Genomic DNA, 25,278 nt, shown 5'->3' with positions numbered 1-25,278 from the left:
GGATGGCGCGGGCGCGGGAAGACGTTGTCGCTGGTGTACCTCGCCGCGGCCCCGAGGTGTCGCGGCCCGGTTCGGGTGCGTATATGCGAATTTAGGCACGTTCGGAAACACCACCACGGAGGTGTGCACCATGGCCGACGCCGCATCGCGGCTGACCGCTCTTGCCGAAGAGTTGCTGGGAGAGCCCCTGCCCGTCCGGATCCGGGCCTGGGACGGCAGCGAATCCGGGCCGCCGGGTGCCCCCGCCCTGGTCCTGCGTCACCGCCGCGCCCTGCGTCGACTGCTCTGGAAGCCGGGCGAGTTGGGCCTCGCACGCGCCTGGGTGGCCGGGGAGATCGACGTCGAGGGCGACCTGTACGCGACCCTGGACGCCCTCGCCTCGCTGCTCTGGGAGCGGGGTGCCGACGCGAAGGACTCCGTCCACCCCGTCCGCGACCCCAGGGTGCGGGCGTTCGCCCGCGGCCTCGTCCAGCTGGCCGGCCCCTACCCGCCGCCGCCCCCGCCCGCCGAGGAGGTCCGCCGCCGCACCGGGCCGCTGCACACCAGGCGCCGGGACAAGGAAGCCATCAGCCACCACTACGACGTGGGCAACGACTTCTACGCCATGGTCCTCGGCCCCTCCATGGTCTACTCCTGCGCCTACTGGCAGGAGGGCTCCACCCTGGAGGACGCCCAGCGCGACAAGCTCGACCTCGTCTGCCGCAAGCTCGCGCTCAAGGAGGACGACCGCCTCCTCGACGTCGGTTGCGGCTGGGGCTCCATGGCCATCCACGCCGCCCGTGAGTACGGCGCCCGCGTCACCGGAGTGACCCTCTCCACCGAACAGGCCGCCTTCGCCCGTAAGCGCATCGCCGAGGAGGGCCTCACCGACCGGATCGAGATCAGGGTCCAGGACTACCGGGACGTCAGGGACGGGCCGTACGACGCCATCTCCTCGATCGGTATGGCCGAGCACGTGGGCTCGGTCCGCTTCCGTGAGTACGCCGACGACCTCTACGCACTCCTCAGGCCCGGCGGCCGGCTGCTCAACCACCAGATCGCCCGCCGCCCCGAGAAGGACGAGTCGGCCTACCACGTCGACGACTTCATCGACGCCTACGTCTTCCCCGACGGCGAACTGGCCCCGGTGGGCCGCACCGTCGCCACCCTGGAGGAGGCCGGCTTCGAGGCCCGGGACGTCGAGGCGATCCGTGAGCACTACGCACTGACCCTGCGTCAGTGGGTGGCCAACCTGGAGAAGCACTGGAAGGAGGCCGTACGGGCCACCTCGCCCGGACGGGCCAGGGTGTGGCGGCTCTACATGGCCGCCTCGGCACTCTCCTTCGAGCACAACAAGATCGGCGTCAACCAGATCCTCGCGGTCCGGCCGCGGGACGGCGGCGGGTCGGGCATGCCGCTGCGCGCCCGCGACTGGACGGCGTCGGCGAACGCCTGACCCGGGAACGCCGAAGGGCCGGTACCCGCAGCTGCGGGTACCGGCCCTCACGCGTACGCCTATTCCGTCTTGATCGCGGTCAGCATGTTCAGCTTCGCGCCGCTGCGGGCCGGCCACAGCGAGGCCAGCACACCCACGAGCCCTGCCAGCACCAGGAAGATCGCGAGCCGGTCCCACGGGATGACCAGGGCGTAGCCCGGGATCGAGGCGGACAGGCTCTTGCCGATCGCCCAGCCGAGGAACGTACCGAGGCCCACTCCGACCACCGCTCCGAAGAGCGAGATGACGACGGCCTCCAGCCGGATCATGCGCTTGACCCTGCGCCGGTCGAGACCGATCGCCCGCAGCATGCCGATCTCCTGCTGGCGTTCGAAGACCGACATGGCCAGCGTGTTGACGACTCCGAGTACGGCGATGATCAGGGCCATGGCCAGCAGCGCGTACATGATGTTCAGCGCGGTGTTGATGAACCCGCCGAACATGTCCCGGATGCCCTGGCGGTCCACGACGCTCATCGCCGGGTTGTCGCCGAGCGCGTCGATCACGGCCTTCTCGTTGGCCTCGCTCTGGCCGCCGTCCATGGTCAGCCAGACCTCGCGGATGTCCGAGAGGGTCTCGTGCGGGTCGGCGATGTCCTCGGGGATCAGGACCGGGGAGAGGAACTCGTTGCCCTCGTAGAGCGCGCCGACCTTCAGGGTCTCCTTCTTGTCGTCCTGGAACGTCATGGGAAGGCTGTCGCCGGTCTTCCAGCCGCGCGACTTCGCGGTCTTGCGGTCGACGGCGATCTCGCCGTCCTCGAGCGACGACAGCGAACCGGAGACCGTCTTCAGGTTGAAGACCTTCTCGACATCACCCGGGGTGACTCCGGAGGCCGAGACGACCTCGTCACCGACGGAGGGCCAGAGGGACCGCTGCGGGGATGCCGCCGCGACGCCGTCCGCCTTGCGCAGGGCGGTGACAGCCGACTCGTCGAGCGGGTCCCCGCTGGCCATGGACACCATGTAGTCGGCCCGGATGTTGTCCGTCGTCATCTTGTCGATGGCCTGGCCGAGCGTGACGCCGAGGACGGAGATACCGGTGACCAGGGTGAGCCCGATCGCCAGGGCGGAGGCAGTGGCTCCGGTACGCCGCGGGTTGCGGACCGCGTTCTGCGCGGCCAGCTTGCCGGAGACCCCGAACACGCCCCGCAGGAGCGGACGCGCCAGGGCGATGACCGGCCGTGAGAGCAGCGGGATGAGCACGATGACACCGATGAGGGCGAGGAAGGCCCCGCCGCCGAGGAGCCAGCGGCCGTTCTCGTCGCCCTGTGCGGCACCGGCGACGATCAGGGCGGACCCGATGAGGGTGATGACCGCGCCGAACGAGTTGCGCACGACCAGCGACTTGGTGGTGGCCACCGCGTGCACGCTGCTCATCGCGGCCACCGGCGGGATCTTGGCGGCGCGACGGGCGGGCAGCCAGGCGGCGAACACGGTGATCAGCACACCGACGGCGAAGGCGGAGCCGACCGCGGTGGGGGAGACGACCAGCGGACCGGCCGGGATCTTCCCGCCGAACATGCCCATCGCGGAGCGCAGCCCCGTCGCGAGGCCGACGCCGAGGACGAAGCCGATCACCGAGGCGATCAGGCCGACGACACCGGCTTCGAGCAGGATGGCCCGCTTGACCTGCCGGCGGGAGGCGCCGACGGCGCGCATCAGGGCGAGTTCCTTGGTGCGCTGGGCGATGAGCATGGTGAACGTGTTGGCGATCAGGAACACACCGACGAAGAGCGCGATGGCCGCGAAGGCGAGCAGCATCGAGTTGAGGCTCTTGAGGCCGGACTCGGTCATCTCGGCCTCCTCGTCCGCGAGGGCCGCGCCCGTCTTGGCCTCGGCGTCCTTCGGGAGGAGGGGCTTCACGGCGTCCAGCAGCTTCTGGTCGGACGCGCCGGCCGCGGCGGTCACGGTGACGTCCTTGAACTCACCGGGCCGCAGGTAGAGCTGCTGGGCGATCTCGGTGTCGAAGAGGACCAGGCTGCCGCCCGCGTTCACGGCGCCGTCCTCGGTGGTGAAGATCCCGGAGAGGGTGTACTCCTTCACCGGCCCGTTCGTGGCGACCCGCACCTTCTCGCCGACGTGGTAGTCGCCCTTGTCCGCGGAGGTCCTGTCGAGGGCGATCTGCCCGGCCTCGACCGGGCCCGTGCCCTCGGTGAACGAGTACTGGGCGTCCTTGCCGTCGGCACCGGGGGAGTAGTTGGAGCCGGTGTTGGACCAGCCGTTTCCGATGAGCTTGCCGTCGGTGTCGGCGACGCCGGCGAACCCGGAGACCCGTCCGGTGGCATCGGCCACGCCGTCGAGGTCCTTGATCTTGTCGAGGGTGGCCGCGTCGATGGCGGGAGTCTCCTCGTCGCCGCGCTCGGCCCAGGTGGTGACGGCGACGGCCACCTTGTCGTAGTTCTTGGCGGACTGGTTGCGGAAGGCGTTGCCGAGTGTGTCGGTGAAGACCAGGGTGCCCGAGACGAACGCGACGCCGAGCATCACGGCGAGCACGGTCATCAGCAGCCTGGCCTTGTGCGCAAGGACATTGCGCACGGCGGTACGGAACATGTCGTCAATTCCTGGGGGGAGTTCGGAGTGCGGAAGGGTGGTGCGACAGCCTCTGGGACGTCAGCTGGTGCGGCCCTTCGCGTCGAACGCCTTCATCCGGTCGAGGACCCCGTCGGCGGTGGGGTTCATCATCTGGTCGACGACCGCGCCGTCCGCGAGGAACACGACGCGGTCCGCGTAGGAGGCGGCCACCGGGTCGTGGGTCACCATCACCACGGTCTGGCCGAGCTCGCGCACCGAGTTGCGCAGGAAGCCGAGGACCTCGGCGCCGGAGCGGGAGTCGAGGTTCCCGGTCGGCTCGTCACCGAAGATGATCTCCGGCTGCGAGGCCAGGGCGCGGGCGACCGCGACGCGCTGCTGCTGGCCCCCGGAGAGCTCCGTGGGGCGGTGCTTCAGCCGCTCGGAGAGGCCCACCATGTCGATGACCTTCTGGAGCCAGGCGGCATCGGGCTTACGGCCGGCGATGTCCATCGGCAGGGTGATGTTCTCCAGGGCGGTCAGCGTGGGCAGCAGGTTGAAGGCCTGGAAGATGAAGCCGATCTTGTCCCGGCGCAGCTGCGTGAGCTGCTTGTCCTTCAGTGTCCCGAGCTCGGTCTCACCGATGCGCACGGAGCCGCTGCTGAAGCTGTCGAGACCGGCCACGCAGTGCATCAGCGTGGACTTCCCGGACCCCGACGGACCCATGATCGCGGTGAATTCCCCCTGCGGGAAGTCCACGGTCACCCGGTCGAGGGCGACCACCTGGGTCTCACCCGCGCCGTAGACCTTCGACAGCTCCGTCGCGCGGGCGGCGACCGCGGTGGTGCGGTGAACGGTGGTGGTGGTCACAGGGGTACTCCTGGTTCGACTGTTTCGCGGGGACCCCTCCATCCTCACCGCTGGATCCCGCCGGGTCGTCAGTCCCCGTGCCCGTTCCGGGGGCCCTCTTGAGTCGCACCTGCCGGGCCCCGGCGTACACCTGAGGTAGGAGGCCGACCCTGAGTGTCCGGGCCGTCAGCGGGGCGGGGCGGTGGATCCGCGGGGCACCAGGCGGGCCGCCGCGTCCTCGAAGCCGGGGGCTGAGCCGTCGGCCACCATCGCCAGGAGGGTGCGGGCGGCGTGGGTGCCGTACGCGGGGATGTCCCTGCTCAGCGCGGTCAGCGGGGGACGCACGACGCGGGAGAGCTGGGAGTCGTCCCAGGCGACCAGCGAGAGGTCGGCGGGGACGTCCAGCCCCATCTCCTGCGCGACCGACAGCCCGGCGACGGCCATGATGTCGTTGTCGTAGATGACGGCGGTCGGCCGCGCGGCCGAGCTGATCAGCCGGCGCGTGGCGTGGGCGCCCTCCTCGCCGGAGTAGTCGGTGTGCACCACGACGGGTTCGTCCAGTCCCAGTTCGGCGCTGATCTCGCGCTGGGCGCGGTCGCGCAGCTGGGTGTGGATCAGCTCGGGCAGACCGGCGACCCTGGCGACGGAGCGATGGCCGAGCGCGGTCAGATACGTGAGGGTGTCCCGCAGCGCCGCCGAGTCGTCCGACCACACGGGGGTGAGGGAGCCGGCAGCCGAGGGGTGGCCGATCACGACGGCCGGCATGCCCAGCTCGGTGATGCCCTCGATCCGCGGGTCGGGGGAGCGCAGGTCGGCGAGGAAGACCCCGTCCACCCGGCCCTCGCCCCACCAGCGGCGGTACATCTCCAGCTCCTGCGCGGGGTCGGTGACGACCTGGAGGAGCAGGGCGCAGCCGCGGGCCGACAGTTCGGTCTCGATGCCGCTGATCAGCTCCATGAAGAACGGCTCGACGCCGAGCATCCTGGCCGGCCGGGACAGGGCCAGTCCCACGGTGTCGGCCCGGGCGTGGGTGAGGGCGCGGGCCGCGCTGTTGGGGCGCCAGCCGATCTCCTGCGCGATGGCCTTGATGGAGGCGCGGGTCGCGGGGGAGACCCCGGGGCGGTCGTTCAGGGCGTACGACACCGCGACCTTCGATACCCCGGCGCGTCGCGCGATGTCGGCGATCGTGGGGCGGTGCTTGGGCATGCGACCTCGCTTAACCGGTTCGTGTTCAGCGCGCATCTTAGCCGCAAGCCCCTGACCTCTGTCTTCCCCGGTGCGGTCCAGACCTCTTCGGAAGTCCCTGGAAAATCTGGAATGGGAGCGCTCCCGCTCCCTTGACACCGCTGCGGGGCCCCCATACCTTCACGGGCACTTACCCGGTTCAGTAACTCCGCTCGGCAGGGACGCGCGGGGGAGAAGGAGGGGCTATGGGTACGCGTACCCGGCTGCGGGTCACCACCGCACTCGCCGTGTTCACACTCGCCGCGACCGCGTGCACGGGAGGCGGTTCGGGGGCGGGCGGCACCGGCGGGGCGGTCGGCAAGGGCGGCTCACTGCCGCGCAACGAGACGCTCTACACGACCGGCACCCAGTGGGGGCCTCCGGCCAACTACAACCCGCTGCGCAACTGGGACCACGCGACCGGCACCAAGGGCCTGGTCTACGAGACGCTGTTCCACTTCGACCCGAACGAGGGCAAGCTGACGCCCTGGCTCGCGGAGTCCGGCAGCTGGACCGACGACAAGACGTACGAGGTGAAGCTGCGCCAGGGTGTCACCTGGGCCGACGGCAAGCCGCTCACCGCCGAGGACGTGGCGTACTCCTACGGCCTGGGCAAGATCGAGGCCTCCGCCTTCCACTCGCTGTGGAGCTGGCTGTCCGACGCGAAGGCGGTGGACGGCTCCACGGTCCGCTTCACCTTCAAGGAGGCCCGCTACCAGGAGTGGGACTACACCCTCTACGGCCAGCCGATCGTCCCCGAGCACGTCTGGAGCTCGCGCACCGACGAGGACATCCTCAACGGCGTCAACGACAAGCCGGTCGGCACCGGGGCCTACAAGCTGAAGAGCAAGACCCAGGACCGGGTCGTCTGGGAGCGGCGGGAGGACTGGTGGGGCACCGAGGCGCTGAGCATGACGCCGGCGCCCCGCTACATCGTCGACGTCTCCAATCCGAGCAACGAAGTGGTGATCGGCCAGCTGGGCCAGGGCCAGCTGGACCTCAGCAACAACTTCCTGCCCGGCGCGTCCTCGCTGATCAAGAGCAAGAAGGTCGTGTCGTACTACGACAAGGCGCCGTACATGCTGTCGGCCAACACCGCCTGGCTGGTGCCCAACACCACCAAGAAGCCGATGGACGACGCCGCCTTCCGGCGGGCGCTCGCCGCGTCCGTCGACACCGGGAAGATCGTCAAGGGTGTCTACGGCGACCTGGTCAAGCCGGCCTCCCCGACCGGTCTGCTGCCGCAGTGGGAGCAGTTCGACGACAAGGCCCTCATCGCGGAGAAGGGCTTCACGCACGACGCCGCCGCGGCGAAGAAGGAGCTCGCGGACGCCGGCTACAAGGACAAGGACGGCGACGGCTTCGTCGAGAACAAGGACGGCTCCGCCCTCAGCCTGAAGCTGGCCGTGCCCTCGGGCTGGACGGACTGGATGGAGGCGGCCAAGGTCATCGCCTCGGGGGCCAAGGACGCGGGCATCAGGATCAGCACCGAGTTCCCCGACCAGAACGCTCTCAACGAGCAGCGCGGCAAGGGGGACTTCGACCTCGTCATCAACAACGAGCGTCAGCTGTCCAACACCCCGTGGACGTACTACGACTACATCTTCCAGCTGCCGGTCCAGAAGCAGCAGAACACGGTGAACTTCGGACGCTACGAGAACGAGGAGGCCTGGAAGCTGGTGCAGGAGCTCGGCGGGGTCAAGACCGACGACACGGCGGGCATGAAGGCCGCCGTCTCGAAGATCCAGGACATCCAGCTGACCGAGATGCCCATCATCCCGCTCTGGTACAACGGCCTCTGGTCGCAGTCCACCACCGGTACCTGGAAGAACTGGCCGTCGGACGCAGCCGGAGCCCCCAAGACGGCGCCGGCCCTCTGGCGCAACTGGCTGGAGATGGGCGGCTTCGAGACGCTCACGCAGCTGAAGCCCGCCAAGTGACGCGGCTGCCGCCGACTCCATGACCGCCCCGCCGTGCGCGTGCACCTGACCGTGCGCGCACGGCGGGGCTCTCCACCAGGGGAGCACCCTTGCGCCGCTATTTCGCCCGCAAACTTCTCATCTACGGACTGACGTTCGTCGTCGCCGTCACCGTCAACTGGATGATCCCGCGCTTCATGCCCGGTGACCCGGTCTCCGCCATGGTCGCCCGCGCCCGCGTCTCGCAGCCGGAGGCCGCCGAGGCGATGCGCACCTATTACAACAACCTGTTCGGCTTCGACGAACCGCTGTGGCAGCAGTACCTCCACTTCTGGGGGGCTCTGCTCCAGGGCGACTTCGGCATCTCCATCTTCGTCTTCCCCACGCCCGTCGGCGACGTCCTGCTCGACGCGCTCCCGTACACGCTCGGCCTGATGATCCCGGCCGTCCTGCTCAGCTGGTTCGTGGGCAACTGGATCGGCGCGCTGTCCGCCCGCCGCAAGGTCCTCGACAACACCGTGCTGCCGGCCGGCTATCTGCTGACGGCCATGCCGTACATGTGGATCGCCGTCATCCTCGCCTGGGCGCTGGGAGCGAAGGCCGGCTGGTTCCCCATATCCGGGGGCTACAGCCTGGACATCCAGCCCGGCTGGAACGGCGACTTCGTACTCGACGCGCTGCACCACTGGGTGCTGCCGTTCCTCTCGCTCTTCCTCGTCGCGCTCGGCGGCTGGGCCATCGGCATGCGCAACATGATCATTTACGAGCTGGAGTCCGACTACTCCTCCTATCTCTCCGCCCTCGGCGCCCCTCAGCGGCTCATCCGCCGCTACGCGTTCCGCAACGCCGTGCTGCCCCAGGTCACCGGCCTGGCGCTCCAGCTCGGTGTGCTGGTCGCCGGAGCGCTCGTCACCGAGATCGTCTTCGCCTATCCGGGGCTCGGCTCACTGATCCTGGCGGCGATCCAGAACCAGGACTTCTTCCTGCTCCAGGGCGCGTTCCTGTTCATCGTCATCGGCGTACTGATCGCCAACTTCCTCATCGACATCGTGTACGTCATCGTCGACCCCCGCACCCGTACGGGCATGGCAGGAGGCACGTCATGAGCACACTGCCCGACCCGGCGCCCGAGGCCCCCTCCGCCGGGGCCCCCGTGGCCAAGCCGGGCCGCGAGTCGCTGCACTACGCGGTGCGCAATCCCAAGCTGATCATCGGCGTGACCCTCGTCGTCATCCTGCTCGCGACCGGCGTCGTGGGACCGATGCTGCTCGACAACGGCAACCCCAACGAGTACGTGGGCCCGCAGGCGTCCGCGCCGGACGGCACGTACTGGATGGGCACCACCACCTTCGGCCAGGACGTGTACGCGCAGTTCGTGCACGGGCTGCGCGCGACCTTCCTGGTGGGCGTCGTCGGCGGGGCCATCGCCGCCGTCATCGCCATGGTCGTCGGCTTCCTCGCCGGCTACCGGGGCGGGGTCGTCGACGAGATCCTCAACATGCTCACCAACGTCGTCCTGGTGATCCCCGCCCTCGCCGTCCTGCTGATCATCAACGCCTACATGGGGGTGCGCAGCGTCGCCGTGCAGGGCCTGTTCATCGGCCTGACCTCGTGGCCCTGGGCGGCCCGCGCCATCAGGGCGCAGACGTTCTCGCTGCGGACCCGGGAGTTCGTCGACCTGGCCCGGCTCAGCGGGAGCGGCACCTGGCGGATCGTGTTCCGCGAGATCGCGCCCAACATGAGCTCGTACCTCTTCATGATGTTCATCCTGCTCTTCGGCGGGTCCATCCTCATCGCCTCCTCGCTCGACTTCATCGGGCTCGGCCCGACCGAGGGCGTATCGCTCGGCCTGATGCTGCAGAGCGCCCAGCAGTGGAGCGCGCTCCAACTGGGCATGTGGTGGTGGTTCGTTCCGCCGGGCGCCGGGATCACCGCGATCGTCGGCGCGCTCTATGTCGCCAACGTGGGCCTCGACGAGGTCTTCAACCCGAAGCTGAGGGAGTCCTGAGCTCATGACCCTGACCGTCAACGATCTGCGGGTCCACTACCGCACGCTGCGTGGCGAGGTCCGGGCCCTGGACGGCGTCGGCTTCGACCTGGCGGACGGCGAGATCCTGGGCCTGGCGGGCGAGTCCGGCTGCGGCAAGACCACCCTGGGCAAGTCCCTCATCCGGCTCGACGGCCGGATGCGGCACGTGGGCGGCACCGTGACGCTGGACGGCGACGAACTGCCGCTGTCCGACGACCGTGCGATGAACGCCTACCGCTTCCACAAGATCTCGCTCGTCCCGCAGTACTCGATGAGCGCGCTCAACCCGACCCGCCGCATCGGCCGCATGATCCGCGAGCTCCTCGCCTCGCGCGGCGTCACCGTGGACACCGGCGAACTGCACCGCAGGCTCGCCCTGGTCGGCCTGGAACGCGATGTGCTGGACCGCTATCCGATCGAGCTGTCCGGCGGCATGAAGCAGCGCGCCGTCATGGTGATCTCCACGCTGCTCGACCCGTCCGTCCTCATCGCCGACGAGGTCACCTCGGCCCTGGACGTCTCCAACCAGCAGGCGGTCGTGGGAGCCCTCACGGGTCTCCGCGACAAGGGCCTGGTCACCAGCATGATCTTCGTGACCCACGACCTCGGGCTCACCTCGCACATCGCCGACTCGATCATGGTGATGTACGCGGGCAAGCTCGCCGAGAAGGCGCCCACGAAGGTGCTGACGACCGCTCCGCGCCACCCGTACACGAAGATGCTGATCGGTTCGCTGCCCCAGGTGGGCGCCCGGTACAAGGACAAGCCGCTCAGCGGCATCGAGGGCTCCCCGCCCTCCCTGCTGAACCCGCCGGCGGGCTGCCGCTTCCGCGACCGCTGCCCGCTCGCCGACAGCGGGTGCGCCGAGGAGCCGCCGGTCGTCGAGGTCGCCCCCCGCCACACCGTCGCATGCTGGAAGGCGGCCTGATGCTGACCCTCGACCGTGTCACCAAGACCTTCCGGGCCGGCGCCTTCGGCGGCGGATCGGTCACCGCCGTCGACCGGGTGTCCTTCGAGGCGGCGCCCGGCGAACTGGTCTCGCTCATCGGCGAGAGCGGCAGCGGGAAGTCCACCATCGGCCGCATGGTCCTGGGGCTCACCCGGGTCAGCGCCGGCAGCCTCACCCTGGACGGCGAACAGGTCCGGCCGGGCAAGGACTTCTACCGCCGGGTCCAGGGCGTCTTCCAGGACCCCTTCAGCTGCTACAACCCCGTCTTCAAGGCCGACCGCGTCTTCGCCCTCGTCCGCCGCGCCTACCACCCGGGCGTCTCCGACAAGGAGTGGGACGACCGGGTGGAGAAGGCGGTACGGGACGTACGCCTGGACCCCGGGCAGGTGCTCGGCCGCTACCCGCACCAGCTCAGCGGCGGCCAGCTGCAGCGCCTGCTCATCGCCCGCGCACTCCTGCTCGACCTGCGTTTCCTGGTCGCCGACGAGATCACCAGCATGCTCGACGCCTCCACCCGCATCGACGTCCTCAACCTCCTCGCCGGACTCAAGGAACGCGGCCTCGGGGTCCTCTACATCACCCACGACCTCTCGCTCGGCACCTACCTCGCCGAGAAGACCGTGGTGCTGAGGAACGGCCGCGTCGTCGAACGCGGCGACACCCAGAAGGTCTTCGGCAACCCCCTCCACCCCTACACCCGCACACTCCTGGCCGCGGTGCCCCGGCTGAACCAGCCCTGGACGCCGGCCGAACCCGTGGGTGCCTGCGCCTTCCACGAAGGGGGCGCGGGGAACAGCGACCTGTACGAGACCGAGCCGGACCACTTCGTCGCCTGCGCCGGACTCCCCGACTGCGGAAGGACCTCCGCGTGACCCCTCGCCATCTGCCCCTGCACGACGGCTGGACGCTCCGGGCCGACAGCGCCGTACCGGTGGGGCTCCCCGCGGGCGGCGTTCCGGCGGCCGTTCCCGGCTGCGTGCACACCGACCTGCTGGCCGCCGGGCTGATCGACGACCCCTACCTGGACGACAACGAGAGCCGGCTCGGCTGGATCGGCCGCACCGACTGGACGTACCGCACCGACTTCGAGTGGTCCGCCGACGAGCACGAGTTCACCGACCTGTGCTTCGACGGCCTCGACACCGTCGCCACCGTCCTGCTCAACGGCGCGGAGATCGGCTCCACCGCCAATCAGCACCGCGGCTACCGCTTCCCCGTCCGGCCGCTGCTGCGCGAGGGGGCCAACACCCTCGCCGTCCGCTTCACCGCCCCGTACACCTACGCCGAGGCGCTGCGCGACAAGCTCGGCGACCGGCCCGGCGCGTATGCGGAGCCGTACGCCTTCATCCGCAAGATGGCCTGCAACTTCGGCTGGGACTGGGGGCCGACCCTCGTCACCTCGGGCATCTGGCGGCCGGTCGCGCTGGAGTCCTGGACCGGCCCGCGTATCGCCGAGGTGAAGGTCCTCGCCGACCTCGACGAGGACGGGGTGCCGCGCCTGGCGGTCAGCCTCGATGTCGGCCGGGGTGCCGGGGACGGCCCCCTGGAGGCGACGGTCGAGGTGGCCGGAGAACGGGCCGTGCTCGGCATTCCCGCAGGGCAGGACCGCGCCACCGTCACGCTCCCCGTCCCCGGGGCGGCGCGCTGGTGGCCGCACAGCCACGGCGAACAGCCCCTGTACGACGTCACCGTCCGCCTCGGTGACGACGCGTGGAGCGGCAGGACGGGCTTCCGGGGCGTCACCCTGGAGCGCGAGGCGTTCCGTGTCTCCGTCAACGACGAGCCCGTCTTCGTACGCGGGGTGAACTGGATCCCGGACGACTGCTTCCCCGCCCGGATCACCCGGCAGCGGGTCTCGGACCGCCTCGACCAGGCGGTTGCCGCGGGCGTCAACCTGATCCGCGTCTGGGGCGGCGGCCTCTACGAGAGCGACGACTTCTACGAGCTGTGCGACGAGAAGGGGCTCCTGGTCTGGCAGGACTTCCCGTTCGCCTGTGCGGCCTACCCGGAGGAGCAGCCGCTGTACGACGAGGTGGCCGCGGAGGTACGTGAGAACCTCGTCCGGCTCGCCCCGCACCCCTCGCTGGTGCTGTGGTGCGGCAACAACGAGAACCTGGAGGGCCACGCGGACTGGGGGTGGCAGGAGAAGCTGGAGGGCCGCACCTGGGGCCACGGCTACTACCACGAGCTGCTGCCGGCCCTCTGTGCCGAGACCGATCCTTCGCGTCCGTACTGGCCGGGGTCGCCCTACTCCGGGTCCCCGGAGCTGCCCCCGAACGACCCCGCCCTGGGGACGGTCCACCTCTGGGAGGTGTGGAACCGGGTCGACTACCGGCACTACGCCGACACCGCCCACCGTTTCGTCGCCGAGTTCGGCTTCCAGGGCCCGGCCGCGTACGCCACGCTGCGCCGCGCCGTCAGCGGCCCGCTCGGGCCGGCCGCCCCGCTGCTCGCCCACCACCAGAAGGCGGAGGACGGCGACGCCAAGCTGCTGCGGGGCCTGGGGGACCATCTCCCGCAGCCGTCCGGTTTCGACGACTGGCACTGGCTCACCCAGCTCAACCAGGCCCGCGCGGTGGCCTTCGGGATCCGCCACTTCCGCTCGCACAGCCCGTACTGCATGGGTGCGGTCGTATGGCAGCTCAACGACTGCTGGCCGGTCGTCTCCTGGTCGGCCGTCGACGGGGACGGCCGTCGCAAGCCGCTCTGGTACGCCCTGCGCGCCGTGTACGCGGACCGGCTGATGGCCGTACGGGACGGAGCCCTGCACCTGGTCAACGACTCCGCCCGCCCGTGGGAGGGCACGCTGCGGCTGACCCGGCGCTCCCTGGAGGGCGCGGTCCTGGCCGAGGAGACGGTCGTGGTGGGAACGGCGGCCCGTGGCGTCACCCGTGTGCCCCTGCCGTCCTCGGTCGCCGACCCGGACGACAGCACCCGCGAGGTGCTGGTGGCGGAGCTGGGTGAACAGCGGGTGGTGGAGTTCTACGAGGAGGACACCCGTCTCGCGCTGCCGCCGGCGCGGTATCACGCCACGGTCACCCAGGGTGACGAATCGGGTATCGGTTACCGGGTCACGGTGACGGCGCGGACACTGCTGCGCGATGTCGCGCTCTTCCCCGACCGGCTGGATCCGGCGGCGGAGGTGGACGACATGCTCGTCACGCTGCTGCCCGGTGAGAGCGCCGTGTTCCATGTCACGGGCGCGGTGCTGAAGGACCCGGAGGCGCTGCGCTCACGGCCGGTTCTCCGGTGCGTCAACGACACCGTCGACGGCTGAGGTGGCGAGCCCTGGCGAACGGTGGCGCGGCCCATGGCGTATTGGGCCGTGCGGGTGCGGCGACTTTCCGTCATTCCCGTTTGCCGGGGTTCGTACCCCCCGACCGGGCCGGGCGTGTGCTGATGCGGTGCGAAGTGTCTGACGGTCCCTCACACGGTCAATAAAATAAGACAACATCGAGTGGATGTTCCGCTGTTCGAGGGATGCCCCCGGATAGGGTCTTGTGCCAAAGCGGAGCCGCGCGCCCACGCCCGGGTGGTGGAATGCAGACACGGCGAGCTTAAACCTCGCTGCCTCCTCGGGGGCGTGCCGGTTCGAGTCCGGCTCCGGGCACCACCGCACGGTCGGTGGAGCCCGGGCGGCCGCACGGTACTTCAGCTGTCAACCTCTTAGGCCCGTCCCCGCCGGTGGTCACGTTCCCCGTATCGGGTGATCACTGTGCGTGCGCGGCGGCCGGGCGGTCGCCCGCGCACGCATTTTGCGGATGCGCCCGGCGGGTACGAGGGTTTCCGGTGCCGCACGGGAGGGGCCGGGGCCATCGGCCTCCGTGAAGATCCTCCTCCGGTACTAGGGTGATTCTTTTGCCTACCCATTACTCTTGACGCAAGGCCGCGCGAGGTGGCCATGGAGGAGTGAAATGAGGAGCAGCAACCCGGTCTTCTCGCGACGGGGGTTCAGCCGCGACAACGGCTACGCGGGCTTCAACGCGGCGCCGCAGGCCGGGGCCCCCGCAGCGGGTGCCAACCCGTACGCGCAGGGCACCGCCGCGAACCCGTACGCCACGAACCCCTACGCCCAGCAGGACACCCAGTACGGCGCCCCGCAGGCGCCCGCGCGCTCCGGCGCGATGACGATCGACGACGTCGTCACGCGTACGGCCATGACGCTGGGCACCGTGGTGCTCACCGCCGCGCTCTCCTGGGCCCTGCTGCCGGTCGACGAGGCCAATCTCGGCAAGTCCTACGGCATCGCCATCGGCGCCGCCCTGATCGCGTTCGTCTTCGCGATCATCCAGTCCTTCAAGCGCAAGCCCGCGCCGGCGCTGATCCTCGCCTACGCGGCCTTCGAGGGTGTCTTCCTCGGAGTGATCTCCAGCACGGTCAGCACCTACATCAGCCCCGGCACGGTGATGCAGGCGGTGATGGGCACCATGTGTGTCTTCGCCGGTGTCCTCATCGCGTACAAGATGCGCTGGATCCGCGTCACCCGCCGGTTCTACGGCTTCGTGATGGCCGCGGCCGTGGGCTTCGTGCTCCTGATGATGGTCAACCTGCTGTTCAGCGTGTTCGGCGGCGGTGACGGCCTCGGCTTCCGCAGCGGTGGTCTTGGCATCCTCTTCGGAGTCATCGGCATCATCCTCGGCGCGTGCTTCCTGGCCCTGGACTTCAAGCAGGTCGAGGACGGCATCAACTACGGCGCACCGCGCGAGGAGTCCTGGCTGGCGGCCTTCGGCCTCACCCTGACCCTGGTGTGGATCTACCTGGAGATGCTGCGTCTGCTCTCCATCCTCAACGGGAACGACTGACCCGTAGGCACGACGACGACGGGACGGCCCGCAGGCTCATCGCCTGCGGGCCGTTCCGTTTCGTCGTCGCGGGGGAGTGCGTGGCTCACAGGAGCTTCCGCGCGGCCCGCCTCAGGTCGTACTCGTGGATGATCGCCTTGGCGTGGCCGTAGGTGAGGTCGTGTTCGCTCCGCAGCCAGCTGACCTTCTCCTCGAAGCGGAAGAGGGAGGGGCCTTCGTCGACCGTGCGGAGCCAGTCGGAGATGTCACGACCGGTGCAATGGGGAATCCGGGAGAGCAGGTTGCGATGGGTTTCTTCGGAGAAGACATGCGACATCGGCGCCTCCGACGCAGTGCGCGTTGCTGGTCCTTCCCGACACCGTGCCCGAGCATCGGCGCGTTGGCAACCATCCTGCGGGGGCGCGTAGGGTCACGGCGTGCTTGATACGACGCCCCTGATCACCGCCGTGGACCGTTTCGCCGACCGGCTGCGGAGTACCCCGCAGAGTCGGCTGCAACGCGGTGCGGCCGCCGAGGCCCTGGCGACGGCGAGGGAGCTGTCCGCCCGGGCCCAGCGCGCCGAAGCCCCGGGCCGGGAGCCGAGGACCATGCCGGACGCCGGGATATTCGCGGTCGGCGACCAGCTCGCGGTCGCCGGGCGGGACCTGGCCGTGGCACTGGAAACGGCCTCGTCCCAGGAGCTGGACGAGGCCGTGCGGTGTGTCGAGGAGGCGGCGGTGCGGGCGTTCGCACCCGGGCCGCGCTAGAAGGAGGCGATGACGCGGTCGGCGAGGATGTAGACGTTCTCCTCGCCGCACGAGAACGTCAGCGCGTAGGCGCCGGAGACTCCCGAACCGCCCAGCAGAACCGGCTGCTCACCGGAGCGCAGCGAGTCGGCGAGCCGCTCGGCGGTCTCCCGGTGGCCCGGGGTCATACAGAGCGTGGTGCCGTCGGCGAAGACGTACACATCGAGAGTCCCGAGGGGGCCCGGCCGCACGTCGGTGAGCTCCGTACCGGTATCGGCGAGCCGTTCCAGCCTGTTCACGGTACGCTCATGGTCGGTGACAACAGGTGTCTGCACGGGAACGAAGTCCGGGTGTGACGGGTGGCGGCGACGGGCCGCGGCCAGCTCGGGGGAGTCCTCGGCGTACTCCGCGTACTCGGTGACCTCGGGCATGTCGGCGAGCTCGTCCAGCGCGTCCCCGGCTTCGAGGTCCATCGCCTCCAGGCCCGCAAAGTCGGTCTGGCGGGGCATGAAGAACGGAACGTCCTCGCCGAGCCCGCCCAGCAGGGACGGGGCGTCGGCGGCGTCGCGTGCTTCCTGGGCCGCCCAGAAGGCGCGGGCCTCGGCGAGCTCGCGCTCCCGCTCCTCGGCGAGCGCCTCGGCGACCGCCGCGCGTATCTCCTCGGCGGGTGTGCCGGTGCTCCGGTTCTGCTGCTCGGGCACGGACGCGTGCGGGCTGCGTCCCTCCGCCAGCTCCGTGCGCAGGGCTGTGACCTGCTTACGCAGCCCGTGAGCAGCGTGCAGAGCGGCGGCGCCGACAGCCGTGGCAGCGGCGGTGGTCAGCAACAGGGCAAACGGCATGGCGCTCACTGACATACTCCCGGTTTCAATCGACACCCCCGACTTCCTACATCAGCTTGTCCTGTACCGATGCCTGCTGTCAGTGCATTACGTCACGAATTGGACAGGTCTTTGGGCCTGGTGTTTAGCTCCGCGTCTGGTGTGACCTGCAGAAACGACTCTCCCCCGGGACGCAGATCACATCCTGGGGGAGATTCGGTCACGATCGGAGCTCGGCTCGATTCAACGCGGCCCCTGGGCTGCGGTCAGCCGCAGCCGGCTGCGGCTCAGCTCAGCCGCCCATGGCTTGTGGTCGCGCTGAGCTTCGCCTGCGCTGCGGGCAGGTGCCGCCCTCGTTCCTCGGGCGACCCCTACCCTCCGCTGCGGCTCAGCTCAGCCGCCCATGGCTTGTGGTCGCGCTGAGCTTCGCCTGCGCTGCGGGCAGGTGCCGCCCTCGTTCCTCGGGCGACCCTCCCCCAGCCTTCGGCCGGGGGTGCCCCCAACCCTCCGCTGCGGCTCAGCTCAGCCGCTCTGTGCCTGTGGTCGCGCTGAGCTTCGCCTGCGCTGCGGGCAGGTGCCGCCCTCGTTCCTCGGGCGACCCCTACCCTCCGCTGCGGCTCAGCTCAGCCGCTCGATGACCATGGCCATGCCCTGGCCGCCGCCGACGCACATCGTCTCCAGGCCGAACTGCTTGTCGTGGAACTGCAGGCTGTTGATCAGCGTGCCGGTGATGCGGGCGCCGGTCATGCCGAAGGGGTGGCCCACGGCGATCGCGCCACCGTTGACGTTGACCTTGTCCAGCGGCAGGCCGAGGTCACGGTAGGAGGGGATGACCTGGGCGGCGAACGCCTCGTTGATCTCGGCCAGGTCGATGTCGTCGATGGTCAGCCCGGCGCGCTTGAGCGCCTGCTTGCTGGCCTCGACGGGGCCGTAACCCATGATCTCGGGGGACAGGCCGGAAACGCCCGTCGAGACGATGCGGGCCAGCGGGGTCAGACCCAGCTCGCGCGCCTTGGTGTCGGACATGATCACCAGTGCGGCGGCGCCGTCGTTGAGCGGGCAGCAGTTGGCGGCGGTGACGAGCCCGTCGGGGCGGAACACCGGCTTCAGGCCCTGCACACCCTCCAGGGTGACGCCGGCGCGGGGGCCGTCGTCCTTCGAGACGACCGTGCCGTCCGGCGTGGTCACGGGGGTGATCTCGCGCTCCCAGAAGCCGTTCTTGATGGCCTCCTCGGCGAGGTTCTGCGACCGCACGCCGAACTCGTCCATGTCCTGACGGGTGACGCCCTTGATCCGGGCCAGGTTCTCGGCGGTCTGCCCCATCGCGATGTACGCGTCCGGGACGAGGCCCTCCTCGCGCGGGTCGGTCCAGCTCGTGCCCTCCTGCTCGGCGCGGGCGGCGGTGCGCGCCTCGGCGTCGGCGAAGAGCGGGTTGTGCGTGTCCGGCAGGCTGTCGGAGTTCCCCTTGGTGAAGCGGGACACCATCTCGACACCGGCGGAGATGAAGACGTCGCCCTCGCCGGCCTTGATGGCGTGCAGCGCCATGCGGCTGGTCTGGAGCGAGGACGAGCAGTAGCGGGTGACCGTGCAGCCGGGGAGGTGGTCCATCCCCATCTGTACGGCGATGATGCGGCCCAGGTTGTTGCCCTGCTCGCCACCGGGAAGGCCGCAGCCGAGCATCAGGTCGTCGATGTCCTTCGGGTCCAGCTCGGGGACCTTGGCCAGCGCCGTCTGGATGATGGTCGCGGTCAGGTCGTCCGCGCGCAGGTCCTTGAGGGACCCCTTGAAGGCCCGGCCGATGGGCGAACGGGCAGCAGAGACGATCACGGCTTCGGGCATCACGCGGCTCCATGAGGGCTGGAAGGCAGGAAGGCTGGGCTGCCTTGGAAGTTACCCGGACGTATAGCTGAGGTCACCCAACAGGCGATGTGATGCGGACCTCTTTTCTAAGCAACCGCTCAGTTTCCCGGAATGTTCCCGCGGCGGCGGGACGTCGCGCTCAGGCCCGCCGCCACGTCGCCCCCGACCCGCGCCCCGGTGTCGGCCCGCCGTCCGTGTCCGTCCCCGTGCCGTCGTGCGGCACCGGTTCCGTATGGGCGGGAAGCCGCCGGCGCCGGCGGTGCTTGAGCAGGGCCCAGGGCGCGCGTGCCCCCGTCACCTCGGTGCCCGCCTCGCGCGCGGCACGGGAAGCGGCCTTGGCGACCGGCAGCATGCCCTCGCGGCGGGAACCGTCCAGGTGGTCGGACTCCGGCCACAGGCCGAGAGCCGCGCACAGGGTCGGCAGCATCGCCATCGAAGCCGTCGCGTACCCCTCGGCCGAGGGGTGGTAGTTGTCGGGACCGAAGAGCTCCCGGGGGTTCGCCTCGAACTCCGGACCGAGCAGGTCGCCCAGCGAGACGGTCCGCCCGCCCTGTTCCACCGCGCCGATCGTCTGGGCCGCCGCCAGCTGCCGGCTCACCCGCCGGGCCAGCCACCGCAAGGGCTGGTAGACCGGCTCGATCGTGCCCAGGTCCGGGCAGGTGCCCACGACGACCTCGGCGCCTGCCGTACGCAGCCTCCGTACGGCCGTGCTGAGACAGCGCACCGACTGTGTCGCCGGCATCCGGTGGGTCACGTCGTTCGCGCCGATCATGATCGCGCAGACGTCCGGCACCCCTGACGGATCGGCCAGCACCAGGGACACCTGCCGCTCCAGATCGTCCGACCGGGCCCCCGGCAGGGCCACGTTCCGGAGATCCACCGGGCGTTCGGCCACCGCCGCCAGCCCGGAGGCCAGCAGCGCGCCCGGGGTCTGGCCGGCTCTCCGCACCCCCTGGCCGGCTGCCGTCGAGTCACCCAGCAGGACGAAGCGCAACGGATCGGAGGGGCCGGCGAACGCCACCCCGTACCGCCCGTCCGCACTCGGCGGGACCGGGGCCTTACCCCCGCCCACCTGCCGCTTCGCCAGCTGTACCTCGGCCAGCACCAGTCCCACCGTCGCGGCACCGATCAGCCCTACGCTGCCGCCCCCATAGGCCGCACCCGCTGCGATCCGCCGCGCCACCCTCGCTCTCGACACAGTCCGGTCCACCTCCTCCGTGCCGTACAGCCGTACACAGCACTACCTGCCCCGTGGAGGGCGTAGCTCAATCGCTCGGTCCAATCTCCTGCCCGTACGCATACTCTTGCCTGACCATTACGGAGATCCCGGAGTACACGGTGCAATTCCACGATTCGATGATCAGTCTTGTCGGCAACACCCCGCTCGTCAGGCTGCGCAATGTGTCGGCAGGCATCCAGGCGACGGTCCTGGCCAAGGTCGAGTACTTCAATCCCGGCGGATCGGTGAAGGACCGCATCGCGCTGCGCATGATCGAGGCCGCCGAGCAGAGCGGTGAGCTGAAGCCCGGTGGCACGATCGTGGAGCCGACCAGCGGCAACACGGGCGTGGGCCTGGCCATCGTCGCCCAGCAGAAGGGCTACAAGTGCGTCTTCGTCTGCCCGGACAAGGTGTCCACGGACAAGATCAACGTGCTGCGGGCCTACGGGGCGGAGGTCGTCGTCTGCCCGACGGCCGTCGACCCCGAGCACCCGGACTCCTACTACAACGTCTCCGACCGCCTGGTCAGGGAGACGCCGGGGGCCTGGAAGCCCGACCAGTACTCCAACCCCAACAACCCGCGCTCGCACTACGAGACCACGGGCCCGGAGCTCTGGGAGCAGACGGAGGGACGGATCACCCACTTCGTCGCGGGCGTCGGCACCGGCGGCACGATCACCGGTACGGGCCGCTACCTCAAGGAGATCAGCGAGAACCGCGTGCGGATCGTCGGCGCCGACCCGGAGGGCTCCGTCTACTCCGGCGGCTCGGGGCGCCCCTACCTCGTGGAGGGCGTCGGTGAGGACTTCTGGCCGAGCGCCTACGACCGTACGGTCACGGACGAGATCGTCGCGGTCTCGGACAAGGACTCCTTCCAGATGACCCGCCGCCTCGCCAAGGAGGAGGGCCTGCTCGTCGGCGGCTCCTGCGGCATGGCGGTCGTCGCGGCCCTGGAGGTCGCGAAGCGCCTCGGCCCGGAGGACGTGGTCGTCGTCCTGCTGCCGGACAGCGGCCGCGGCTACATGAGCAAGATCTTCAACGACGAGTGGATGGCCGACTACGGCTTCCTGGAGGACGCCGGGCCGTCCGCCCGGGTCGGCGCGGTGCTCGATTTCAAGGAGGGGCCGCTCCCCTCCCTCGTCCACATGCACCCCGAGGAGACGGTCGGCGAGGCCATCGAAGTCCTCCGGGAGTACGGCGTCTCCCAGATGCCGATCGTGAAGCCGGGCGCGGGACACCCGGACGTGATGGCCGCCGAGGTCATCGGCTCCGTCGTGGAGCGTGAGCTCCTGGACGCGCTGTTCACCCAGCGGGCCACGCTGTCCGACTCCCTGGAGAAGCACATGTCGGCCCCGCTGCCGCAGGTCGGCTCGGGGGAGCCCGTCGAGGACCTCATGGCCGTGCTCAGCGGTGCGGACGGTGCCGACGCGGCGATCGTCCTCGTCGAGGGCAAGCCGAAGGGCGTCGTGAGCAGGCAGGACCTGCTGGCGTTCCTGGCGAAGGACGCGGCGCCCAAGCCGTAGCGCCCGGGTTTCCGGGGTTCGCGAAAACGGTACGAGCGCGACACGTTGACGCAGCACCGGCTTAACACGGCTCCGGCACAGTAATGGGTGTCGGCAGGGAAACCCGCCGGCACCACATACGGCGACACGGACTACGGAGCGGCTCCCGGACCTCCACCGTCGCCAGGACGCGGCACCCGGCCCTGACCCGGGACCGCGTCCCTCGCGGGGACCGCCGTCGTCCCGCCCCCCGGGCGACCGGGGGTGCGGCGGTCCCCGCGATTATCTTTTCCCTCGTCCTTCTCTCAGCCGTCCCATTCGGACGAGGTCCGGCGCTTCCCCCGGCCCCACGGCCACGCGCGGGCGGCGTGCACGGCGTTCACGCCGAAGATGCCCAGCCACGCCACGACGAGCCCGTCGATCCCGGCGTTCGCGACGCCGATCGCGGACAGGGGGATGGCCAGCACCAGCGACACGACCCCGAAGCCGAACCGTTCCCCGAAGGTGCCCGCCGGCCCGGCGGGCTGCGTGGTGCCCCGGACGGCCGCCATCTGCTGCTCGGCGAGCTGCCTTCTCGTCCGCTGGTCGTACGTGCCGGCGAGCCGCTCCTCGACCTTCTCCAGGAACGAGTCGATGAGTGCGGACTCGTACTCGGGCCCCAGCTCGCCGTGGGCCTGCAAGGTGGCGTCGAGCTCTCGCCTGAGCTCAGGGTCACGGGCTTCCATGCGTTTACGGTACGAACCCGGGGCCCCCGGGTCAGTGGGGTTAGCCCCCCTGTTTCGGCGGCCCGTCACACAGGGCGGGCCGTGCCCCGTCGGCGTAGCGTTGTTGCCGCAGGACGGGAGACGGGAGGCGCGCCCATGGCCACCACGACATCCTCCGCCCGGGCCATCCCCCGGACGTCCGGGACGCGGGCCCGCCTGGTCAACGAGGCCGAGCTCCGGGCGACGCTCTCCACGTTCCGTGAGCTCTCCGACGAGGACTGGCGGCGCCCGACCGTCTGTACCGGCTGGAACGTACGGGACATGCTGGCGCACACCGTCGGCCAGTACGAGGAGGTGCCGCGCCCCTGGGTCGCCGTGCGCCGGATCCGGCGGGCCGCCCGGACCCATCCGCGCCTCGGCCGGCTGGACGGGCACAACGAGGCCCAGATCGAGGACAGGAAGGCCGTTCCGGGCCGTGAACTGATCGGCGCCCTCGCCCACTTCGCACCCCAGGCCCTCATCGCGCTGCGCCGCATGCCCGCACCGCTCCGCCGCAGGGTGAGGCTGAGCCTGCTCTACCCGGAGGCGAAGGCGCTGCCCGACGACTCGATGGACTATCTCGGCAACGTCCTCGTGGCCCGGGACACCTGGATGCACCGGGTGGACCTCTGCGGTGCCATCGGGGCCGAGCCGGTCCTCGACGGACACGACCGGGAGATCGTGGACCAGGTGGTGCTCGACCTGGCCCTCGCCTGGACGGGCCCCGCCGTGGAGATCGACCTCACCGGGCCCGCGGGTGGACGCCGTCTGCTGGGCATCGGAGCCCCGGCGGCAACCCTCCACGCCGACGCGGTCGACTTCACCCGGCATGTGTCCGGGCGCCCGGTGCGCGGCCGCCTGGAGCTGGAGGGCGATCCCGGTGCGCGGGAAGCGCTGACGGCGGCCCGCGTCGTGTTCTGACCCCGGGCGGTGCGCGTGGTCCGGGCGGGCCGGACGCTCAGCGCGAGGTCACCTCGGCGAGGAAAGCCTCGGGCGTGACCGCGTACCCCATGGAATTGATGACCGGGACCGGGGTGCGGTCGATCAGCACCGTCGGGGTGGACCGGACGCCGCTCGTCCCGAAGGCGGCCGACACCTGCGCCGCCCAGGGCAGGTAGGTGCGCTCACGGACCTTCTGCCGGAAGGCGTCGGTGTGCAGTGCCTCGACCTCGTCGGCCAGCCGCAGCAGGTTGTCCCGGTCGGCGAAGGCGTCCACGTCCTCGCTGGGCTGATCGGCGTACAGCGCCCGCAGGTAGTGCATGAACGGCTTCTGGCCCTCGTCCGCGGCGGCTCCCAGCGCGGCCAGCGCCTCCATGGAGCCGCTGCCGCCCGCGGAGTCGTCGATGAACGTGCCGAAGTGGTGGTCCACCGCGAATACGCCCTCGTCCGCGGCCCGCTCCATCACGGCTCCGAGACCGAGTTCCATGCGCTTGCAGTAGGGGCAGCGCAGGTCGGCGTAGACGCTCAGTACATGCTCGGCCTCGGCGTCGCCGTAGCGGACGATGACGCCGCCCGGCCCTCTCGTATTGGCTGGGATCATGATCCCAGGGTCGGCAGCGGTGAGCGGTCCCGCAATGCGAGCGGCCGGGGCCGGGACTGTATATGGACATTCAGACCGCTTGCTGGCTGAATGGATTCCTCGGTGCCGGACCGGTGCGCCGGAACTCTGGAGGGGACAGCATGAGCGGGAGCAGCCCGGCTGCGCGGTTGCAGCGGCTCTTCGAGGGGCAGCGGCTCACGCCCACGCAGCGGCGGATCGCGCACTCCATGGTGCGGCGGGCGGCCGACGCCCCGTTCCTGTCGAGCGTGGAGCTCGCCGAACTGGCCGGGGTCAGCCAGCCGTCCGTCACCCGCTTCGCCGTCGCGCTCGGCTTCGACGGGTACCCCGCGCTGCGCAAGCACCTGAGGGAGGTCACGCCGGAGGGGGTGGCCGGCGGGGGCGGCGTGGAGGAGAGCCTCAACGAGTACCAGCAGGCGGTGCGCGCGGAGATCGAGAACCTGCGGCAGCTGTCCGAACTGCTCGCCGATCCGGCCCCCGTGGAGCGGGCGGGGCGGCTGCTCGCCGGGTCGAGGCCGCTGCTCGTGCTCGGGCTGCGGGCCGCGTCCTCACAGGCCCGGGGTTTCGGGTACTTCGCAGCCAAGGTGCACCCGGATGTGCGGGTGCTCGACGAGGGCGGCAGCATGCTGCACGACCGCATCGACGCGGCGGCGCGCGCGGGCGCGAGCGCGCTGATGTGCTTCGCGCTGCCCCGGCACCCGCGCGAGGTCGTGGACGCGCTGGCGTACGCCCGGGAGCGCGGGCTGACCGTCGTGACCGTGGCCGACTCGGCGTTCGCGCCGGTCGCCGCCCACAGCGATCTGCTGATTCCGGGGGCCGTGGGGACCGGGCTGGCCTTCGACACGGCGTGTGCCCCGATGCTGCTGGGGCGGGTGCTGCTGGAGGCCATGTGCGACGGGCTGCCCGAGGCGCAGGCCCGGCTGGAGGAGTTCGACGCGCGGGCCGCCGCGCGGGGGCTGTTCGTGGAGTAGCCGGAGCCCCGGGCGGGCGGTCGGAACTCCGGGCCGCCGGCTCCGCCGATTCTCAGACGTCGCTCATCTGTGCCTACTAATCTCCGCGACCGGAAGGTCCACAGGGGACGGCGGGAGAGGGGTACGGAC

21 protein-coding genes and 1 tRNA gene are annotated in these 25,278 nt (G+C 70.4%); 13 read left to right on the top strand and 9 right to left on the bottom strand.

What is annotated here, in order from left to right:
• Nucleotides 1-130: 130 nt before the first annotated feature.
• Complete coding sequence (locus tag OG379_RS16195) at nt 131-1,435, top strand: class I SAM-dependent methyltransferase (RefSeq protein WP_405663359.1); 1,305 nt, start codon at nt 131-133, stop codon at nt 1,433-1,435.
• A gap of 59 nt (nt 1,436-1,494) precedes the next feature.
• On the opposite strand, the gene OG379_RS16190 is transcribed toward OG379_RS16195, so the two are convergent.
• The 3 genes from OG379_RS16190 to OG379_RS16180 all read right to left on the bottom strand — a co-directional run bounded on the left by OG379_RS16190 (nt 1,495) and on the right by OG379_RS16180 (nt 6,036).
• Nucleotides 1,495-4,023 (bottom strand): ABC transporter permease, encoded by a 2,529-nt coding sequence (locus tag OG379_RS16190; RefSeq protein ID WP_405663356.1) that lies wholly within the window; start codon nt 4,021-4,023, stop codon nt 1,495-1,497.
• Between the two features lie 60 nt (nt 4,024-4,083).
• Entirely contained in the window at nt 4,084-4,893 is an 810-nt protein-coding gene (locus OG379_RS16185) for an ABC transporter ATP-binding protein (protein WP_405663355.1), read from the bottom strand.
• 123 nt (nt 4,894-5,016) lie between these two features.
• A complete protein-coding gene (locus OG379_RS16180) occupies nt 5,017-6,036 on the bottom strand; it encodes a LacI family DNA-binding transcriptional regulator (RefSeq protein WP_405663352.1) in 1,020 nt (339 codons plus the stop codon).
• Between the two features lie 224 nt (nt 6,037-6,260).
• Here OG379_RS16180 and OG379_RS16175 point away from each other — a divergent pair, with 224 nt between their 5' ends.
• The 8 genes from OG379_RS16175 to OG379_RS16140 all read left to right on the top strand — a co-directional run bounded on the left by OG379_RS16175 (nt 6,261) and on the right by OG379_RS16140 (nt 15,753).
• Nucleotides 6,261-7,994: an ABC transporter substrate-binding protein gene (locus tag OG379_RS16175; protein ID WP_405663349.1), complete on the top strand. Its 1,734-nt coding sequence runs from the start codon at nt 6,261-6,263 to the stop codon at nt 7,992-7,994.
• 89 nt (nt 7,995-8,083) lie between these two features.
• Nucleotides 8,084-9,079, top strand: a complete 996-nt coding sequence (locus OG379_RS16170; RefSeq protein WP_393758811.1) for an ABC transporter permease — start codon at nt 8,084-8,086, stop codon at nt 9,077-9,079.
• Complete coding sequence (locus tag OG379_RS16165; protein ID WP_405663346.1) at nt 9,076-9,981, top strand: ABC transporter permease; 906 nt, start codon at nt 9,076-9,078, stop codon at nt 9,979-9,981. The genes OG379_RS16170 and OG379_RS16165 overlap by 4 nt, the downstream gene beginning before the upstream one ends.
• A gap of 4 nt (nt 9,982-9,985) precedes the next feature.
• Nucleotides 9,986-10,930 carry an ABC transporter ATP-binding protein gene (locus OG379_RS16160; protein ID WP_405663343.1) on the top strand — a complete coding sequence of 315 codons (945 nt, stop codon included), beginning with the start codon at nt 9,986-9,988 and terminating at the stop codon, nt 10,928-10,930.
• Nucleotides 10,930-11,823 (top strand): ATP-binding cassette domain-containing protein, encoded by an 894-nt coding sequence (locus OG379_RS16155; protein ID WP_405663341.1) that lies wholly within the window; start codon nt 10,930-10,932, stop codon nt 11,821-11,823. Before OG379_RS16160 ends, OG379_RS16155 begins: the two co-directional genes overlap by 1 nt.
• Nucleotides 11,820-14,228 carry a glycosyl hydrolase 2 galactose-binding domain-containing protein gene (locus OG379_RS16150; RefSeq protein WP_405663338.1) on the top strand — a complete coding sequence of 803 codons (2,409 nt, stop codon included), beginning with the start codon at nt 11,820-11,822 and terminating at the stop codon, nt 14,226-14,228. Before OG379_RS16155 ends, OG379_RS16150 begins: the two co-directional genes overlap by 4 nt.
• A gap of 249 nt (nt 14,229-14,477) precedes the next feature.
• Nucleotides 14,478-14,564, top strand: a tRNA-Leu gene (locus OG379_RS16145).
• A gap of 301 nt (nt 14,565-14,865) precedes the next feature.
• Nucleotides 14,866-15,753, top strand: a complete 888-nt coding sequence (locus OG379_RS16140) for a Bax inhibitor-1/YccA family protein (protein WP_393758950.1) — start codon at nt 14,866-14,868, stop codon at nt 15,751-15,753.
• Nucleotides 15,754-15,838: 85 nt separating this feature from the next.
• Here OG379_RS16140 and OG379_RS16135 read toward each other — a convergent pair whose 3' ends face one another.
• Nucleotides 15,839-16,069 (bottom strand): DUF4287 domain-containing protein, encoded by a 231-nt coding sequence (locus tag OG379_RS16135; protein ID WP_393758952.1) that lies wholly within the window; start codon nt 16,067-16,069, stop codon nt 15,839-15,841.
• A gap of 100 nt (nt 16,070-16,169) precedes the next feature.
• Between OG379_RS16135 and OG379_RS16130 the strand changes: the two genes are divergently transcribed.
• The gene (locus OG379_RS16130; protein ID WP_393758954.1) at nt 16,170-16,499 is read left to right on the top strand and encodes a hypothetical protein; all 330 of its coding nucleotides are present in this window, start codon (nt 16,170-16,172) and stop codon (nt 16,497-16,499) included.
• Here OG379_RS16130 and OG379_RS16125 read toward each other — a convergent pair.
• From OG379_RS16125 to OG379_RS16115, 3 genes are all read right to left on the bottom strand, one after another.
• Complete coding sequence (locus OG379_RS16125) at nt 16,496-17,332, bottom strand: hypothetical protein (RefSeq protein ID WP_405663335.1); 837 nt, start codon at nt 17,330-17,332, stop codon at nt 16,496-16,498. The genes OG379_RS16130 and OG379_RS16125 overlap by 4 nt on opposite strands.
• Before the next feature lie 582 nt (nt 17,333-17,914).
• The gene (locus OG379_RS16120) at nt 17,915-19,135 is read right to left on the bottom strand and encodes an acetyl-CoA C-acetyltransferase (protein WP_393758958.1); all 1,221 of its coding nucleotides are present in this window, start codon (nt 19,133-19,135) and stop codon (nt 17,915-17,917) included.
• Nucleotides 19,136-19,295: 160 nt separating this feature from the next.
• On the bottom strand, nt 19,296-20,339 hold the full coding sequence (locus tag OG379_RS16115; protein ID WP_405668529.1) for an SGNH/GDSL hydrolase family protein: 1,044 nt from the start codon (nt 20,337-20,339) through the stop codon (nt 19,296-19,298).
• Between the two features lie 155 nt (nt 20,340-20,494).
• Here OG379_RS16115 and OG379_RS16110 point away from each other — a divergent pair, with 155 nt between their 5' ends.
• Nucleotides 20,495-21,898, top strand: coding sequence for a cystathionine beta-synthase (locus tag OG379_RS16110; RefSeq protein ID WP_393758960.1), 1,404 nt, complete (start codon nt 20,495-20,497; stop codon nt 21,896-21,898).
• Nucleotides 21,899-22,182: 284 nt separating this feature from the next.
• Here OG379_RS16110 and OG379_RS16105 read toward each other — a convergent pair whose 3' ends face one another.
• On the bottom strand, nt 22,183-22,602 hold the full coding sequence (locus tag OG379_RS16105) for a hypothetical protein (protein ID WP_405663332.1): 420 nt from the start codon (nt 22,600-22,602) through the stop codon (nt 22,183-22,185).
• Between the two features lie 135 nt (nt 22,603-22,737).
• Here OG379_RS16105 and OG379_RS16100 point away from each other — a divergent pair, with 135 nt between their 5' ends.
• Nucleotides 22,738-23,541 (top strand): maleylpyruvate isomerase family mycothiol-dependent enzyme, encoded by an 804-nt coding sequence (locus tag OG379_RS16100; protein WP_405663330.1) that lies wholly within the window; start codon nt 22,738-22,740, stop codon nt 23,539-23,541.
• A 37-nt stretch (nt 23,542-23,578) separates the two neighbouring features.
• Here the strand turns inward: OG379_RS16100 and OG379_RS16095 are convergent, their stop codons facing one another.
• Nucleotides 23,579-24,160, bottom strand: a complete 582-nt coding sequence (locus tag OG379_RS16095; protein ID WP_405663328.1) for a DsbA family protein — start codon at nt 24,158-24,160, stop codon at nt 23,579-23,581.
• A gap of 140 nt (nt 24,161-24,300) precedes the next feature.
• On the opposite strand from OG379_RS16095, the gene OG379_RS16090 reads away from it, so the two are divergent.
• Nucleotides 24,301-25,149, top strand: coding sequence for a MurR/RpiR family transcriptional regulator (locus OG379_RS16090; RefSeq protein ID WP_393758968.1), 849 nt, complete (start codon nt 24,301-24,303; stop codon nt 25,147-25,149).
• The last annotated feature ends 129 nt before the right edge of the window (nt 25,150-25,278 follow it).

The sequence above is a fragment of the Streptomyces sp. NBC_01166 genome (assembly GCF_045039765.1).
Taxonomy (GTDB): Bacteria; Actinomycetota; Actinomycetes; order Streptomycetales; family Streptomycetaceae; genus Streptomyces.
The sequence above is the reverse complement of the archived record's forward strand: the minus strand, read 5'-3'. Positions and strand labels throughout refer to the sequence as shown.

Excerpts from the sequence above, each read along its gene's own strand:
- OG379_RS16195 (WP_405663359.1), top strand. The coding sequence starts at position 131 with ATGGCCGACGCCGCATCGCGGCTGACCGCTCTTGCCGAAGAGTTGCTG.
- OG379_RS16190 (WP_405663356.1), bottom strand. The coding sequence starts at position 4,023 with ATGTTCCGTACCGCCGTGCGCAATGTCCTTGCGCACAAGGCCAGGCTG.
- OG379_RS16185 (WP_405663355.1), bottom strand. The coding sequence starts at position 4,893 with ATGGAGGGGTCCCCGCGAAACAGTCGAACCAGGAGTACCCCTGTGACC.
- OG379_RS16180 (WP_405663352.1), bottom strand. The coding sequence starts at position 6,036 with ATGCCCAAGCACCGCCCCACGATCGCCGACATCGCGCGACGCGCCGGG.
- OG379_RS16175 (WP_405663349.1), top strand. The coding sequence starts at position 6,261 with ATGGGTACGCGTACCCGGCTGCGGGTCACCACCGCACTCGCCGTGTTC.
- OG379_RS16165 (WP_405663346.1), top strand. The coding sequence starts at position 9,076 with ATGAGCACACTGCCCGACCCGGCGCCCGAGGCCCCCTCCGCCGGGGCC.
- OG379_RS16160 (WP_405663343.1), top strand. The coding sequence starts at position 9,986 with ATGACCCTGACCGTCAACGATCTGCGGGTCCACTACCGCACGCTGCGT.
- OG379_RS16155 (WP_405663341.1), top strand. The coding sequence starts at position 10,930 with ATGCTGACCCTCGACCGTGTCACCAAGACCTTCCGGGCCGGCGCCTTC.
- OG379_RS16140 (WP_393758950.1), top strand. The coding sequence starts at position 14,866 with ATGAGGAGCAGCAACCCGGTCTTCTCGCGACGGGGGTTCAGCCGCGAC.
- OG379_RS16135 (WP_393758952.1), bottom strand. The coding sequence starts at position 16,069 with ATGTCGCATGTCTTCTCCGAAGAAACCCATCGCAACCTGCTCTCCCGG.
- OG379_RS16125 (WP_405663335.1), bottom strand. The coding sequence starts at position 17,332 with ATGTCAGTGAGCGCCATGCCGTTTGCCCTGTTGCTGACCACCGCCGCT.
- OG379_RS16120 (WP_393758958.1), bottom strand. The coding sequence starts at position 19,135 with ATGCCCGAAGCCGTGATCGTCTCTGCTGCCCGTTCGCCCATCGGCCGG.
- OG379_RS16105 (WP_405663332.1), bottom strand. The coding sequence starts at position 22,602 with ATGGAAGCCCGTGACCCTGAGCTCAGGCGAGAGCTCGACGCCACCTTG.
- OG379_RS16100 (WP_405663330.1), top strand. The coding sequence starts at position 22,738 with ATGGCCACCACGACATCCTCCGCCCGGGCCATCCCCCGGACGTCCGGG.
- OG379_RS16095 (WP_405663328.1), bottom strand. The coding sequence starts at position 24,160 with ATGATCCCAGCCAATACGAGAGGGCCGGGCGGCGTCATCGTCCGCTAC.
- OG379_RS16090 (WP_393758968.1), top strand. The coding sequence starts at position 24,301 with ATGAGCGGGAGCAGCCCGGCTGCGCGGTTGCAGCGGCTCTTCGAGGGG.